The following is a 14,215-nucleotide window of genomic DNA, read 5'->3' as shown; positions in this document are numbered from 1 at the left end:
GTGGGGACGCTGCAGGTCGCTTCAGCGATGCAGGGCGTCGACGATCAGCCCGGTGGCGATCTCCACCAACAAGTACTCGTTGTCGGACTGGCGCACCCAGCGCCGGTCGCGGCCCGGCTCACGCAGGTGATAACGCGCATAGTCGTCCACCCAGTAACGGCGATCCACTTCGGCCCAAGGCAGGCGCTCACCACGTCGCCAGGCTTTGTTCTGCCAGCCCGGCGGCGGCGCATCACGGTTGTGTGGGCCGCCTGCATGCGGTGGCGGGCCGTTGCCGCGCGCGTGGTGCGGCGGATCGGCGAAGGCGGGAGCCGCGGCGAGTGCAGCGGCCGTGCTCACGGCAATGGCAAGCAGACGTATGGATGTCATCGGGATGCCTCCGTCATGGCCGCGTTATGCGGCGCTGTGAGCGCGAATGTACGGCAGGCCGTGTGAATGAATACGGGCGTGGGCATGGCTTTCATGAACAGATCGCGTTGCGGCTGCTGCTGCGAAGACGACCTCAGCGGACCGCGCCATTGGCCGCGTCGCCCGCAGCCCAGCCACCACCCAAGGACAGGAAAAGATCCATCTGGCGGTCAATGCGCTGCGCGCGCGAGGCGGCCAACGCGGACTCCGCATCTGCCAGCGCGGCCTGGGCCGAAAGCACATCGAGAAAATCGATCCTGCCGAAACGGTAGAGTTGCTGTGCCTGCCCGGCGGCCCGCGCTGCGTCCCCACGCGCCTGCGCCAGGCTGCGCTCGCGGTCGAGCTCCTGCGCGCAGGCAGAAAGCGCGGTCTCGGTCTGGCGCAGTGCCTGCAGCACGATGCCGTCAAAGGATGCGAGAGCGGTATCTGCATTGGCACCGGCCGCTGCGATGCGGGCCTTGGCTACGCGGCGGTTGGGCCAGTGCCATGACAGCACGGGACCGATGCTCGCACCGAAGCCGTCGGCCGACAGCAGATGCGCCGGCGCGCCAGCCACGCCCGAAGAAGCGCCCAGGATGATCTGCGGATAGAGGCTCGCGGTCTCGGCGCCGATCATTGCAGTTGCGGCGGCCAGGCTGCGTTCGGCTGCGCGTATGTCAGGGCGCCGCTGGAGCAGCTGCCAGCCGTCACCGACCGGCAGCGCCTGCTCCAGCTCAGGGGGCCGAGGGCAAGCTTCGGCCTCCTTGGGATAGTCCGCCGGGAGCCTGCCCATCAGTGTGGCCAGTTCGAACAGTGCGGCCTGGCGTTCCGCCAGCAGGTGCGGTACCCTCGCCGCGCTGCGGTTGACGGCGGCACCGGCACGGCTGACATCGAAGCCCGTTCCGCGCCCGCCTGCAGCCAGGCGACGGGTTGCCTCCAGCGTGGCGTGCTGTATCGCCAGCACCTGCTGGGTTGCAGTGAGCGTGTGATTGCTGGTGCACACCTGGAGATAGGCACGGGTGACGGCAGCAGCGACGACCACGCGGACCTGGTCCCGTGCCGCAGCGACGGCCTCCGCGTCCGCGTTGGCGGCTTCGATGCCGCGGCGGATGCCGCCTGCAAGATCCAGCGGGAAGGAGAGGTTAACGCCCAGCGCATAGGACTGCGGTGCGGCCGACGCCTGGGTGTAACCACCGGTATGGGTGAGCGTGCCCGATGCATCCACTTCGGCCTGCACGGAACCGCGCGCACTGTACTCCAGCACGGTTGCGCTGGCGCGCCGAAGGTTGGCATCGGCGGCGCGGAGGTCGGTATTGGCCGCCAGTGCTTCGCGTACGTAGGCGTCAAGCCGGGGGTCACCATACAGTTGCCACCATCGATCCGGTGGCGCGTCGTGGCTGAACGATGCCTCCTGCGCCGCGATAAACGTCCGCGACGCCCGGGGGGAGGCAGCGACCGCACTCGCAGGCAGGTGATAGTCGGGGCCGGACACGCAGGCCGTCATCGGCAGCAGCAGGGCAAGCAGCCCACCACGTACTGTTCGCAAACTCACTTGCAGGCTCCCTGTGCCGAGGGCGTGATGGTCACGTTCGCAGTGCGGCCGACGATCAGACGCGTATCCGACGGAGCATCATCGATACGGATGCGTACCGGGATGCGCTGTGCCAGTCTCACCCAAGTGTAGGTCGGCGCCACGGCCGGCAGCAGGTTGTGCGTGTTCGAGCGCTGATCGTCGGCAATACCAGCGGCGATGGTGTCCACGTGTCCGCGGACGTCGTGGTCGTCGCCCATCAGGCGGGCCACGGCGGCATCGCCTTCGGTGATGCAGCCCAGTTTGGTTTCCTCGAAGTAGCCCTCGATACGCAGGCTGCGGGTGTCGATCAGCGCCAGCGCCTGCGCACCGGGTTGCAGGTAGTCGCCCGCGTGCAGGTCGAGGTTGGTGATGATGCCATCGGTGGTCGCGCGCACCTCGGTGCGTTGCACGTTGAGCTGGGCAACGCGCTGTTCGGCCCGTGCCTGCGCCAGGGCGGCCAGCTCGGTATCGACCTTGGCGGCATTGCGTTCGCGGATTTCCGACGCGACCAAGTTGCCAAGTGCGTTGTCCCGCGACGATTCGCGGCGGGCCAGCGCCAGCGTGGCGCGTGCGCTGCTGACCGCTGCGTCGGCCTTCTCAAGCGTGGCAGCGAAGCGCGGTTGATCCAGCACCAGCAGCAGTTGACCTGCGCTGACCTGCTGGTTGTCGTGCACCAGTACCTGGGTGACCAGTCCACCTATGTCCGACGCAACGCGCACCACATCGGCGCTTACCCGTCCATCCCGTGTCCACGGGCGCGTTTCGTAACGTTTCCAGATGGACAGGGAGGCGACGACGGCGATCGCAAACACAATCAGCGTTGCACTCCAGCGCCCGATGACAGCAAGCGTGTGTTTCATTTCATTTCTCGAACAGGGGCGCGAGCCGGATCATCAGCTCTGCCAGGATCACGAACAGGGACAGGCCCACCAATGGCCGCCAGGCGAACAACCGGTACAGACCGAGGCTGGCGAGCAGGCATGAGGCCAGCACCGACAACGCCAGCGCGGCGACGGCTACGGCGAGCAGGCCGGGAATGAGCACGCCATCAATGGAAAAATCAGAAAACATGTGGTCAGTGCCGATGGGTAAGCGGGGATGCCAGCAGGTCGCGGCGCAACCCGCAGAGCAGGTGCGACAGATGCCCCTGATCAGCCCCGCTGCTGGCCGCCGCTGCCTCGCGCATGCGGTCCAGCAGTTCCAGAAGATGGATGTCGACACTGCGTGCCGAGTGGGCGCGAACCCTGAAATGTGCAGCGACGCTTTCGATCAGCGCCGCATGAAGCGCCCGGACCTGCGGGTTGTGCAGGCACTTGTCCAGTGCGCGGAGTTGGTTGGATGCACGTGCCGCACGAACGTCCGCAAACAACGCTCGCAGGTCGTGTGCTGCGCTGGAATGGCCCTGCAACCTGGGAGCGAGCAGCCCGACTCGATCCAGCACGCGGCTGAGCCAGGCGCGGGTCACACCGCCTTGTCCGGCGGCGTGTCGTGCGATGTCCCGACGGATCGAATGCTCCAGCCGTGCGCGGTTGCGGCCCGCATCGGCGGTCTGGAACAGCTGCATGCTGCACAGTGCCACCGCCGTACCCACGAACAACGCAACGCTGCTGTTGAGTGCGCCGACGATATTGACCGTATTGGTCGCGCCCAGGCCTGCGATGAGCGGGAAGGTCAGCACCACGCCCAGGGTGGCCATGATGAAGGGCGGCCGGGCCAGGAACGATCCGCACAGCAGCAGCACCGGCGCCAGTGCGACAATCAGGCCGACAATATCGGACAGCGTGGGGAAGATCAGCAGACCGTAGAGCAGGCCGACGGCAACGCCGATGCACGATCCCACCAGGTAGCGCATGACATGCGGTGCCGGCGCTTCGAGGGTGCCGAACAGAACGCATGCAGTGCCGATGATGGACACCGCCGTGGCGCCGTCAGACCAGCCCGTAATGATCCACAGCACGCAGCTTAGCAGGATGCCCACGAACGCCCCCAGCGCGCTGCGCGCGGCGATCCTGTGGTCCCGGTGAATCATTGCGCCCTGCGCATTCCGCGAAAGACGGTCAGGCACCTGCAGGCGCCAGTCGGGGCGCGCAGTGTGCAGTTGTGCCTGCAGCACGCGGCAGTCGGCGTGGGCAAGGTCGAGTTCGGCCCGTTGCGCGGTGAGGCTGGCCTGCAGCAGATCGCGCCAGCCCGTTGCATCCATTGCGCCGGCCTGCGGTGAACGCAGCCGGGCGACGGAATCTTCCACCGCGCTGGACAGCATCAGTACGTCCAGCATCCGGTCATGCAGGGCGCGCAGGATCTGTACCTGGGCCACGCCGTGGGCGCTGTCGAAGGGCAGGTGGATCGACAGCACATGCAGCTCGAGCAGGTCGGCAGCCACTTTCGAACGGTCCGTTGCCAGCACCGTGTTCGATGCACCGGCGCGCATGTCGCGCGTCCATCGTTCCGCATCATCGAGCACGGCAGCAACCCGCGCGTGCACGCGCATCGAGACCCGGCGCGGCAGCACCAGCCCATGTACCAGCGTTGCGGCCAGGATGCCGATGGAGATTTCCTGCACCCGCGTGATGGCAATGGTGAACACATCTCCCGGCACCATCACCGCAGGAAAACCAATCAGGCTGGTGGTATAGCCGGCCAGCAGGAACGCGTACGCACGTGGCGTGCGGTCGAGCATCGCCAGATACAGGCACAGTGCCATCCAGGTGGCGAGCGCGGCGCTCAGCACCAACGGGGCATTGGCGAAGCGTGGCACCAGCGCGACGGTGGCGATGGCCCCACCCACGGTACCGAGCAGGCGGAACAGACCTCGGCTGAGGGTTGCGCCGGACAGTGGCTGCGACACCAGATAGACCGTGCCGATCACCCAGAACGGGCGGTTCAGGCCGATTCGCAGAGAGACATACAACCCCAGCGACGCGGCGAGCAGGCATTTGAGCGAGAACAGCACCGCCTCCTGGTCGGTCCTGAGGGCAGGGCTCTTCAACCGTGCAAATGCCTGGAGCACGTGGGGGAGGAACGGGGTGGGAGAGTGCATGCGGCTCATGCTAGTGATCGGCCGCCATGGCGAATTTCGCTACAATGACAACCAATCGCTAAAACCGGTCAATGTGAGAATGGCTCGCATTTCGCTCCCTGGCTTTGACCTGGACCCGGACGAGACCGATCGCCCGGCGGTCGCCAGCCGCCTCCAGGTGGCCGAGCACGACGCGGAAATTCCCGTGCATGAGCACCGCAAGGGCCAGCTCATTCTTGCGCTGCATGGGGCGGTGACCTGCGAAGTGGCCAATGCGCTGTGGATCGTGCCGCCCCAGTGTGGCGTCTGGATTCCGGGTGGCATGCCGCACAGCAACCGCGCCACCGCCAACGCGCGCCTGTGCTACCTGTTCGTCGAGCCCGGCATCGTCGAACTGCCAGCGCAGTGCGTGACGCTGGCGATCTCCCCGATGCTGCGCGAGATGATCCTGCACCTGGCCGACGCGCCACTGGACTATCCGCATGGCAGTCACGCCGATCGGCTGGCGCGGGTGCTGCTGGACGAACTGGTGCAGATGCCGGCCGAGCACCTCTCGCTACCGGTCAGTAATCACCCGAAGGTGCGGGCGTTGGCTGCGGCGCTGTCGGCTGATCCGGCAGACCGCAGCACCATCAGTCAGTGGGCCATGCGCCTGGCCCTGGGCGAGCGCACGTTGACCCGGCTCATCGAACGGGAAACGGGATTGTCCTTCGGGCGCTGGCGGCAGCAGCTGCATCTGCTCATCGCCATTCGTGAACTCGCCGGCGGTGCACCAGTGCAGCGCGTTTCCGAGACGCTGGGCTATGAGTCGGTGACAGCCTTCATCACGATGTTCAAGAAGGCGCTTGGTCTTTCCCCGACACGGTATTTTGCGGTGCGCCTGCGGGGGCAGTAGCCGGAGACAATCCGGAAAGCCATTGCCTGGAACAACTACTTCAGGATGCCGATGACCGATTGAATCGCGGCCACGACCGCAGCAGGGTCCTCGCGCTGGAGGGTGTGTCCGGTCGACAGATAGCGATGCGTACCGCGCGTGAACCCGAGAAGAGCAGGGCGTGCTGTGCCTTCCAGAGTGCTTTGCCCGCTGCGGTTTCTTCGAAGAACAGCGGTTCAGCCGCGAGCTTCGTTGCAGTCAGCAGCGCAACCGGCACGTCCGGCATCGTGCGCGGGGTCTCCGCACCGGGTGCATCCAGTTGTCCGGTCAGCACCGCGTAGTCGGCGGCCATCACCGGCGGCAGCTGCCTGCACGCGTGCACTGTCGGCCTGCTTGAACGCGTGGCGCTGCCCCATCGTGGTATGCATGGATACGTTCTGCACTTGTGGCCTGGCAACCCAGTGTGCAATTTGCGGGAATGTTCCATAAGCAGATCAGGGGGAAGACATGCAGTTGATCCTGGCGGTGGCTCTGGCTGTGCTGGCAATGCCGGCTGCTGCGCTGGAGGCGGCAACGCCTGCGCAGTTCGATAGCCATGTGGTACATGACCCGGCCCTGGGTGACATTGGCTGGCACATCGACAACCTCAACCCGGAGGAAAAGGGACCGCTCGTGGTATGGCTGCCAGGCTCAGGTGCCTTCCCGCACTTCCAGCGTTTCAGCGACGGCAGCCAGGGAACCAGTTTTCCCCGCGATCTCTTCGCATTTCGCGACCGCGCGCACTTCCTGGTGGTGGACAAGCCCGGGATCCCGTTCTCTGCTGATATGCGGCTGGACGAGGCAACAGGAAGACCTGTGCAGCTGGATGGGCCCATCTATCGAGCGGGGCTTGCGCGCGACAATCTGATCGCGCGCACGGTGAAGGCCATTGCAGCCGCACGCCGCACGCTGGGGGCCAGGGTCGATCAGGTCGTGATCATGGGCGGATCCGAGGGAGCGCAGTATGTCTTTGCGGTGGCGGGCCAGGCACACGCGGACAAGGCCATGGGATGGGGCGGACTGGCCTTGCCGCAGTACCACGACTTCATCATCGAGCAACGGCTGCGTGCCGAACGGGGCGAGATCACCCGCGCCGAAGCGCAGGCCGCCGTCGAGGAGGTCTTCGCGGCCATCAAGGCTATCCATGCCAATCCGCTCGGCCTGGAGCAACAGTTCATGGGCGAGACCAACCGGCGCTGGTCCGGGTTCGGTGCGCATGCCGTGGTGGACGACATGCTGGCACTGAAGATTCCGCTGCTGTTGGTGCAGGGCGGTGACGATGACAAGGCCCCAATCATCAACACCGATTTTGCGATGGTGGCGTTCCTGTCCCGTGGTCGTAGCAACCTTGACTACTGGGTCTATCCGGAGGCCGACCACGGGATGCGGGTGACTGATCCCGCGCGTCCGGGCAAGCGCATCTCGATCGCACCGGAGATTTGGACACGTGTCTGGGCGTGGGTGACGAAGCAGCCCTGAGCGGGTGATGGTGGCGGCTCCCTCACGGACAGTAGATGAACGGGGGACGAGGCAGCCTGACACTTCTGCCCGTCGACCGGCGCGTCGCACGACGTCACACGTCCACCTGCAACCGCCCCACCGCCTGCGCGCACAACGACTGGCTGGCCAGTACCAACCCCTCCATCACCCGGTCGCCCACGTACTCTTCCGGTTCGCCGTTCTGGCGGGTGCGCTCTGCTGCCAGCAGCATTTCCAGCACCACCAGCAATCCACTCAGCGCGCAATCGGCATCGGCCAGTGCCAGGCAACGGCCGGGCAGTTGATGCCGCTCCGGCCAGGGCTGTCCATCGGCCGCTGCACCGGAGCCGATGCGGTTGAGGTTGGCAATGAAGGTGTTCCTGTCCACCGCAGGCGCAGCCTGTGGCGGACCGTCCTCGTGGGCAGTGCTGCGGTAGGCGTGCAGGTGCGAGAAGTCCGATTCGTTCATGGCAAGGCTCCGTACAGGGCAATCGGTAGCCGCCACCCAAAAAAGTGGCGGACGGTACGTGGTTCGAACACCGGGTTGATGTCAGTCCGGCGGGCCCGAAAGCCCCCACGCACCGCCCGCCATAGCCGGCAGACGGATTGCCAGCCGGCGCCACGGTAAGGTGGCGCCGGCTGGCAAGCGCATACATCAACATCAACTCGGGTGTTCGAAGCCCGGCCACCCTTTTCCGGTGGCACGCCATCTGAGCCCCTGGTGCTGTGCAATGCCAATCAGAAGAGTTGCAAACATCACTCGATTGGAGACGCTTTCGGCATTCTCCCACGCTGTTAAGCACTGCCAGCGCTGGCTGGCGTGGTGATCCGCCCGCACCGTGCAATCTGCGACAGGTGTCGAGTTCGTCACCGTGAACGGGAGGGGCAGGGAGGGTCTATTACGACAGGTGGTGCCAATTCAGGTTGGGCACTTCCCGGGTTGACGCTTTCACCGCCCCAGCGCACTCTGCGCTCTGGGGTCGACAACCCGTTCAGGGGGAAGGCTGCAGGGTGGTACCAGGAGGTGGAACAGCCATGAGCCAACTCACCGACGGTTTCGGACGCAGCTTTCCGTACCTGCGCCTGTCGTTGACTGAAGCCTGCAACTTCCGTTGCAGTTACTGCCTGCCCGACGGCTACCAGGCCGATGGCCGCCCGCGCTTCCTGCAGGTGGATGAAATCGCGCGCCTGGTGCGTGCGTTCGCCGCGCTGGGCATGAGCAAGATCCGCCTGACCGGCGGCGAGCCCAGCCTGCGCAAGGAACTCGACGAGATCATCGCCACCGTGGCGGCGGTGCCGGGCATCCGCAAGGTGGCCATCACCACCAATGGCACGTTGCTGCCGCGGCGCCTGCCGGGTTGGCACCGGGCAGGCCTGACCGCGCTGAACGTGAGCATGGACAGCCTGCAGCGCGAACGTTTCAAGGCCATCACCGGACATGACCGCCTGCCGGAGATCGAACAGGGCCTGGCCCTGGCGCAGGCGCTGGGCCTGCCGGCCATCAAGCTCAACGCGGTGCTGCTGCGCGGTCTGAACGACGACGAGCTGCCGCAGTGGATGGACTACCTGCGCGACCGTCCCTTCAGCGTGCGCTTCATCGAACTGATGCGCACCGGTGACAACGAAGCCTATTTCCAGCGCCACCACCTGCGTGCGGACCTTGTGATCGAACAGCTGCTGGCCGCTGGCTGGCACGAACGGCCGCGTGCGGCCGATGCCGGCCCCGCGCGCGAGTTCGGCCACCCCGACCATCGCGGCAGCATCGGCATCATCGCCCCGTATTCGCGTGACTTCTGCAAGGGCTGCAACCGCCTGCGGGTGACCGCCAGGGGCGACCTGCGGCTGTGCCTGTTCGGCGAGTTCGGCGTGCCGCTGCGCCCGCTGCTGCAGCGCGACGAGGACCATGACGCGCTGCTGGCGCGCATCACCACCCAGCTTGGCCTGAAAGCGGCCGGGCATGGACTGCACCAGGGCCAGACCGGGCTGACCCCGCACCTGGCCTCCATCGGAGGATGAGCAACACGATGAGTGGGGAATTGAATGCGGCCTTCCACATGGCCGATGTCCGCGACAAGCGCATCACCCGCCGGCGTGCGGTGGCGGTGGGCGAGCTGCATGCCGGTCCAGTGGCGTATCCGCTGATCGTCGAGCGCCGCCTGCCCAAGGGCGATGCGCTGGTGATGGCCGAGATTGCCGGCCTGCAGGGCGCCAAGATGGCCTCGATGCTGATGCCGCTGTGCCACCCGCTGCCGCTGGAACTGGTGCAGGTGTTCTGCGCGCCGGTGCCGGAACGGCAGGCGATCCGCGTGTGGTGCGAATGTGCCAGCGAGGCGCGCACCGGCGTGGAGATGGAGGCACTGGCTGGCATCAACGCGGCGCTGCTGACCCTGTACGACCTGAGCAAGCCAGTGGAACCGGCCCTGCGCATCGAAGGTATCCGCCTGCTGTTCAAGGAAGGCGGAAAGCGCGGTGTCTGGCTGCATCCCGACGGCATGGACGAGGCCGAGCGCGCGCGCTTCAAGCCGCGTGCGCCGAAGGGTCTGGAGGGCGCGGCCTGCGCGGTGATCACGCTGAGTGATCGCGCCAGCGACGGCACCTATGAAGACATTTCTGGTCCGACCCTGGTGACCGGCGTGAAAAAGCTGGGCGGCGAGGTTGTGGCCGCCGAAGTGTTGCCTGATGGCATCGAGCCGTTGGCGGGCCGCCTGCAGGCCTTGGCGGCCGAGGGCGTGCGCCTGTGCCTGTGCACCGGCGGCACCGGGCTGGGCCCGCGTGACCTGACCCCGGAGGCGCTGCGTTCCTTGAACGTGCGGCCGGTGCATGGCCTGGCGCAGATGGTGCGGGCGCTGAGCGCGCAGCACACGCCGATGGCCTGGCTGAGCCGTGCCGAGGTGGTGCAGCTGGGCAACATGCTGGTGTTTGCATTGCCGGGCAGCCCGAAGGCCGCCGCGCAGTGCCTGGATATCCTGGCGCCGGTACTGGGCCATGCCCTGGCGATGGTCGAGGGAGATGGCCACTCATGATTCCCTACGGCGAAGCCTTGCAGCACCTGCTGGACGCGGCCATGCCGCTGCCGGCCGAGCGCCTGCCGCTGCATGAGGCCGCTGGCCGCACTCTGGCCAGTGACATCATCAGCGGGCAGTCGCTGCCACCGTTCGACAACTCGGCGATGGACGGCTTCGCGCTGCGCGCCAACGGCGCGACGTTCGAGGCCGGTACCGAATTCGTGGTGCAGGGTTGGCAGGCGGCCGGCGATGCCGGTGCCGAAGGCGGCGAGGGTGCCTGGGAAATCATGACCGGTGCGCGCATGCCGGTTGGGCTGGATACGGTGGTACCGGTCGAGAACGTGGACGTCCTCGCCAGCGAGGACGGCCGCCCGACCCGCATCGCACTGAAGAGCACGGTGAAGCCGGGCCAGAACGTACGCCTGCGCGGCCAGGATGTGAGCGACGGCGAGCGTGTGCTGCAGGCCGGGCAGGTACTGGCTATAAATGCACGCACCCTGCTGCACGCCATTGGCGTGGGCCAGGTGGCGGTGGTGGCACGGCCGAAGGTCGCTGTCATTGCCACCGGCAAGGAGTTGGTGGCCGAGGCGGCGCAGACGCTGGAATCCGGTCAGATTCGTGACAGCAACCGGCCGTACCTGGTCGGCCGCCTGCAGGCCGCCGATGCCGAAGTGGTGTGGCAGGGCACGGTGGGTGATGACGTGGCCGCGTTCAATGCGGTGCTGGATGAAGCGCTGGCCGCTGGCGCGCAGCTGCTGATCAGCACCGGCGCGGTGTCGGCCGGCCGCTACGATTTCGTTCCCGATGCACTGCGTGGCCGCGGTGCGCGCATCGTCTTCCACAAGGTGGCGATCCGCCCGGGCAAGCCGTTGCTGTTCGCGGTGCTGCCCAATGGCGCGCTGTATTTCGGCCTGCCGGGCAACCCGGTGTCGGCCGCCGTGGGCCAGCGCTTCTTCGTCGAGCCGGTGCTGCGCCGCCTGCTGGGGCTGGCACCGGAACCCGTGTTGCAGCTGCCGCTGCAGGCCGACGTGCGCAAGCCGCCGGGCCTGCGCTTCCACGCGCGTGCGCGGGTGGAAGTGGACGGTCAGGGGCGCCTGAGTGCTCGCGTGCTGTCCGGGCAGGAGTCGTTCCGTTTGATGTCCATGCTGCAGGCCAACGCCTGGGTGGTGCTGGAGGCCGAGGGCGACCTGGCCACCGCTGGCACGCCGGTGCGGGTACAGGGCTGGGGTCACCATGACCCGGTGCAGCTGGTGAGCCAGGAGTCATGATGAAACAGGTGTATCTGCAGTTGTTCGGTGCGTTTTCCGATCTGGATGCCAGCCGCGAGATCGCGGTGGATGTGGCCGGTGGCACCGTGGCCGATCTGCGCCAGGCGCTGCGCGAGCTGCTGCCGGTGCGTTGGCCGGGTTTCCGCGCCGGCCTGCTGGATTATTCTGCGTTCGCCGACCAGCAACGCGTGCTGCGTGACCACGAGGCGCTGCCCGACGATGGCCGGGTGGCGATCCTGCCGCCGGTGAGCGGGGGCTGAGCGATGAGCGGGAAGATCATCGCCAAGGTGGTGGACCGCGCGCAGGCGGCGATCGATCCGGCCGAGGGCATCGCCGCGGTGTCCGATCCGGGCTTCGGCGGCATCGACGTGTTCATCGGCAAGGTGCGTGACGTCAACATCGGCCGGCCGGTGACCGGGATCACCTACGACCTGTTCGAACCGTTGGTTTTGAACGAGTTCACGCGCTTGGCGGCAGAGGTCCAGGCTACGTTTGGCCCGAAGCTGAAGCTGTATGTGGCACATGCCAAGGGCCGGCTCGGCATTGGCGATGTGGCGGTGGTGGTGGCGGCGGGCAGCCCGCACAGAGACGAAGCGTTCCGTGCCTGCCGCCAGTTGATCGAGGTGGTGAAGCACCAGTGCCCGATCTGGAAGCAGGAGCATTATGAGGACGGCGACAGCGAGTGGAGCGAGGGTTGCAGCCTCTGCCATGTGGAGAGCGAACCCGCACATGCCCATGGCCATGCGCACGATCATCCCCATTGATGCCGATGTCGCCACGCATGGCGTGGCTCGACCATGAATGGAACCATCGACGGCATCGTACTGGCCGGTGGCCTGTCCAGCCGGATGGGGCGCGACAAGGCGTTGCTGCCCTGGCAGGGCAGCACCCTGCTGGAACACATGCAGGGCCTGTTGAAGCAGGTCGGCGCGCGTGAGGTCTGGGTCAGCGGCAACTATCCGGCCTTCGGCGGCATCCCTGATCGTGTGCCCCGATGCGGCCCGCTGGGCGGGCTCTACAGTGTCGCGATGCAGATGCCTGACGGGCCTGCATGGGTGGTGTCCGTGGACACGCCACGATTGAACGCCGCACTGCTGCAGCGACTGTGCCTGGCAGAAGACACCGCCTGCGCGGTGTTTGCCGACGAACCATTGCCGATGCGGTTGCAGATCGATGATCATTGCCGCCGCGCGCTGCAGGAGCTGATTGAAGATCCGACGGCGCGTCGTTCGCTGCGCTCTCTGCAGGAACGCCTGGGCGTGACCCGGTTGCCACTGGCGCCAGGCGATCAGGCGTTGCTGCTCAATTGCAACACCCCGTCGGAGTGGGAGTCCATCACACCATGAAGGTCCAGCTGCAACAGCAATCGATGCGCCTGCGCGTGGATGAAGAAGAGCTGGCGCGACTGCTGGCCGGTGAGTCGGTGGAGAACCTGACCCGGTTTGGCGGTAGCGGTGGCTGGGGCGTAGCGCTTTCTCTGCACGCCGGTGATCAGGCCGTGCTGCTTGATGGCGGCACGTTCTGCCGGTTGGTATTGCCACGCGAAGCGGTTGCAGCATTGGCGGGGCGGCTGCCCTGCCGTGATGGCCTGGGCTTCGGTATCGCGTTGGACGACGAAAGCATGCTGCAGCTGCAGTTCGACGTGGACGTGCGCGACAGCATGCGCCAGCGTGGCCCGCAGCGGCGTTCGGAGCCTGCGTCGGAGTAGGCGCCGGTTGCGCAGGGCCGGCTGGCACGCTGTCGTATGATGGACGCCTTCGTTCCTGCGTCGCCGCAATGCCCCTGAATCCTTCTGCTCCCTCTCCGCCGCGACCGGCCACGCCCAATCCTGCGGCGGCCGATGACGGTGATGCGCTGCATTTCTGCAGCACCTGCGCGTTCTCCGATGCCTGCATCTCGCAGGGCTACGACAAGACCGCGCTGGGCGAGCTGCATGTTCTGGTCGATCACGTGGGGCCGTTCCAGGCCGGTGACTACCTGTTCCGTGCCGGCGATCCGTTCGACTCGATCGCAGCAGTGCGTGCCGGCATGGTCAAGACCTTTGTCGATGACAGCCAGGGCAACGAGCAGGTGCTGGGCTTCAGCCTGCCCGGTGAAGTGATCGGGCTCAATGCCATCCATGGTGCGCGCTTTCCCTGCAATGCAGTGGCGCTGGACACGGTTTATCTGTGCCGCATCTCCTTCCCGCGATTGAGCCTGCTGGCCACCCGCATGCCGGGGTTGCAGGCGCGGCTGTTCAGCCTGCTCAGTGCCGAGATCGGCAAGGTCGCGACGCTGGCCGCCAACCATCGCACCGAGGAGCGCATGGCGGCGTTCCTGCTGGATCTTTCCGAGCGCTATGCACGGCGCGGATTCTCCGCCACCCGTTTCAATCTGAGCATGGCCCGTACCGAGATCGCCAACTACCTGCGGATGGCGCCGGAGACGGTGAGCCGGGTGCTGCGCCGGTTGAGCGACGAGGGTGTGATTGCGGTGAACCAACGTGAGATGCTGTTGCTGCAACCCGAGCGGCTGGCGGAACTGGCCTTGACCCGGGAATCCGGACTGGACTGATCAGACAACCAAGGGGCCGAC

16 protein-coding genes and 1 pseudogene are annotated in these 14,215 nt (G+C 66.5%); 10 read left to right on the top strand and 7 right to left on the bottom strand.

All coding sequences use genetic code 11. The annotated features are described in order from the left end of the window. Positions 1 to 21: 21 nt before the first annotated feature. The 5 genes from AC07M7_RS09075 to AC07M7_RS09055 all read right to left on the bottom strand — a co-directional run bounded on the left by AC07M7_RS09075 (position 22) and on the right by AC07M7_RS09055 (position 4,910). Positions 22 to 369 (bottom strand): RcnB family protein, encoded by a 348-nt coding sequence (locus AC07M7_RS09075; protein WP_136637881.1) that lies wholly within the window; start codon positions 367 to 369, stop codon positions 22 to 24. 133 nt (positions 370 to 502) lie between these two features. Next, complete coding sequence (locus AC07M7_RS09070; protein ID WP_495207203.1) at positions 503 to 1,939, bottom strand: efflux transporter outer membrane subunit; 1,437 nt, start codon at positions 1,937 to 1,939, stop codon at positions 503 to 505. Further along, entirely contained in the window at positions 1,936 to 2,820 is an 885-nt protein-coding gene (locus AC07M7_RS09065) for an HlyD family secretion protein (protein WP_136637883.1), read from the bottom strand. The genes AC07M7_RS09070 and AC07M7_RS09065 overlap by 4 nt, the downstream gene beginning before the upstream one ends. A gap of 1 nt (position 2,821) precedes the next feature. Continuing rightward, positions 2,822 to 3,031, bottom strand: coding sequence for a DUF1656 domain-containing protein (locus tag AC07M7_RS09060; RefSeq protein WP_495207202.1), 210 nt, complete (start codon positions 3,029 to 3,031; stop codon positions 2,822 to 2,824). 4 nt (positions 3,032 to 3,035) lie between these two features. Next, positions 3,036 to 4,910, bottom strand: a complete 1,875-nt coding sequence (locus tag AC07M7_RS09055; protein WP_495207266.1) for an FUSC family protein — start codon at positions 4,908 to 4,910, stop codon at positions 3,036 to 3,038. Positions 4,911 to 5,076: 166 nt separating this feature from the next. Between AC07M7_RS09055 and AC07M7_RS09050 the strand changes: the two genes are divergently transcribed. Next, positions 5,077 to 5,871, top strand: coding sequence for an AraC family transcriptional regulator (locus AC07M7_RS09050; RefSeq protein WP_308517799.1), 795 nt, complete (start codon positions 5,077 to 5,079; stop codon positions 5,869 to 5,871). Positions 5,872 to 5,906: 35 nt separating this feature from the next. Here AC07M7_RS09050 and AC07M7_RS09045 read toward each other — a convergent pair. Further along, positions 5,907 to 6,269 (bottom strand): annotated as a pseudogene (locus tag AC07M7_RS09045) (alpha/beta fold hydrolase); the annotation flags it as partial. Between the two features lie 88 nt (positions 6,270 to 6,357). On the opposite strand from AC07M7_RS09045, the gene AC07M7_RS09040 reads away from it, so the two are divergent. Next, positions 6,358 to 7,368, top strand: a complete 1,011-nt coding sequence (locus AC07M7_RS09040) for an alpha/beta hydrolase family protein (RefSeq protein WP_495207201.1) — start codon at positions 6,358 to 6,360, stop codon at positions 7,366 to 7,368. Between the two features lie 94 nt (positions 7,369 to 7,462). On the opposite strand, the gene AC07M7_RS09035 is transcribed toward AC07M7_RS09040, so the two are convergent. Then, entirely contained in the window at positions 7,463 to 7,837 is a 375-nt protein-coding gene (locus AC07M7_RS09035; protein WP_495207200.1) for a hypothetical protein, read from the bottom strand. 566 nt (positions 7,838 to 8,403) lie between these two features. Between AC07M7_RS09035 and moaA the strand changes: the two genes are divergently transcribed. The 8 genes from moaA (at position 8,404) to AC07M7_RS08995 (ending at position 14,194) form a co-directional block, all read left to right on the top strand. Further along, positions 8,404 to 9,384, top strand: a complete 981-nt coding sequence (moaA, locus tag AC07M7_RS09030; RefSeq protein ID WP_428708748.1) for a GTP 3',8-cyclase MoaA — start codon at positions 8,404 to 8,406, stop codon at positions 9,382 to 9,384. Positions 9,385 to 9,392: 8 nt separating this feature from the next. Further along, positions 9,393 to 10,391 (top strand): bifunctional molybdenum cofactor biosynthesis protein MoaC/MoaB, encoded by a 999-nt coding sequence (gene moaCB / locus AC07M7_RS09025; protein ID WP_495207265.1) that lies wholly within the window; start codon positions 9,393 to 9,395, stop codon positions 10,389 to 10,391. Continuing rightward, complete coding sequence (locus tag AC07M7_RS09020; protein ID WP_495207199.1) at positions 10,388 to 11,641, top strand: molybdopterin molybdotransferase MoeA; 1,254 nt, start codon at positions 10,388 to 10,390, stop codon at positions 11,639 to 11,641. Before moaCB ends, AC07M7_RS09020 begins: the two co-directional genes overlap by 4 nt. Continuing rightward, positions 11,641 to 11,901, top strand: a complete 261-nt coding sequence (locus AC07M7_RS09015) for a MoaD/ThiS family protein (RefSeq protein WP_495207198.1) — start codon at positions 11,641 to 11,643, stop codon at positions 11,899 to 11,901. Before AC07M7_RS09020 ends, AC07M7_RS09015 begins: the two co-directional genes overlap by 1 nt. A 3-nt stretch (positions 11,902 to 11,904) precedes the next feature. Next, positions 11,905 to 12,405 carry a molybdenum cofactor biosynthesis protein MoaE gene (locus AC07M7_RS09010; protein WP_046986192.1) on the top strand — a complete coding sequence of 167 codons (501 nt, stop codon included), beginning with the start codon at positions 11,905 to 11,907 and terminating at the stop codon, positions 12,403 to 12,405. A gap of 33 nt (positions 12,406 to 12,438) precedes the next feature. Further along, positions 12,439 to 12,987, top strand: coding sequence for a molybdenum cofactor guanylyltransferase (gene mobA / locus AC07M7_RS09005; protein WP_495207197.1), 549 nt, complete (start codon positions 12,439 to 12,441; stop codon positions 12,985 to 12,987). Beyond that, complete coding sequence (locus tag AC07M7_RS09000) at positions 12,984 to 13,349, top strand: hypothetical protein (protein WP_428708755.1); 366 nt, start codon at positions 12,984 to 12,986, stop codon at positions 13,347 to 13,349. The genes mobA and AC07M7_RS09000 overlap by 4 nt, the downstream gene beginning before the upstream one ends. Before the next feature lie 68 nt (positions 13,350 to 13,417). Next, the gene (locus tag AC07M7_RS08995) at positions 13,418 to 14,194 is read left to right on the top strand and encodes a helix-turn-helix domain-containing protein (protein ID WP_428708757.1); all 777 of its coding nucleotides are present in this window, start codon (positions 13,418 to 13,420) and stop codon (positions 14,192 to 14,194) included. Positions 14,195 to 14,215 lie beyond the last annotated feature (21 nt).

The organism is Stenotrophomonas sp. GW821-FHT09E08, from assembly GCF_059416125.1.
Note: the sequence above shows the minus strand (reverse complement) of the source record. Positions and strands in the feature narration are given on the sequence as shown.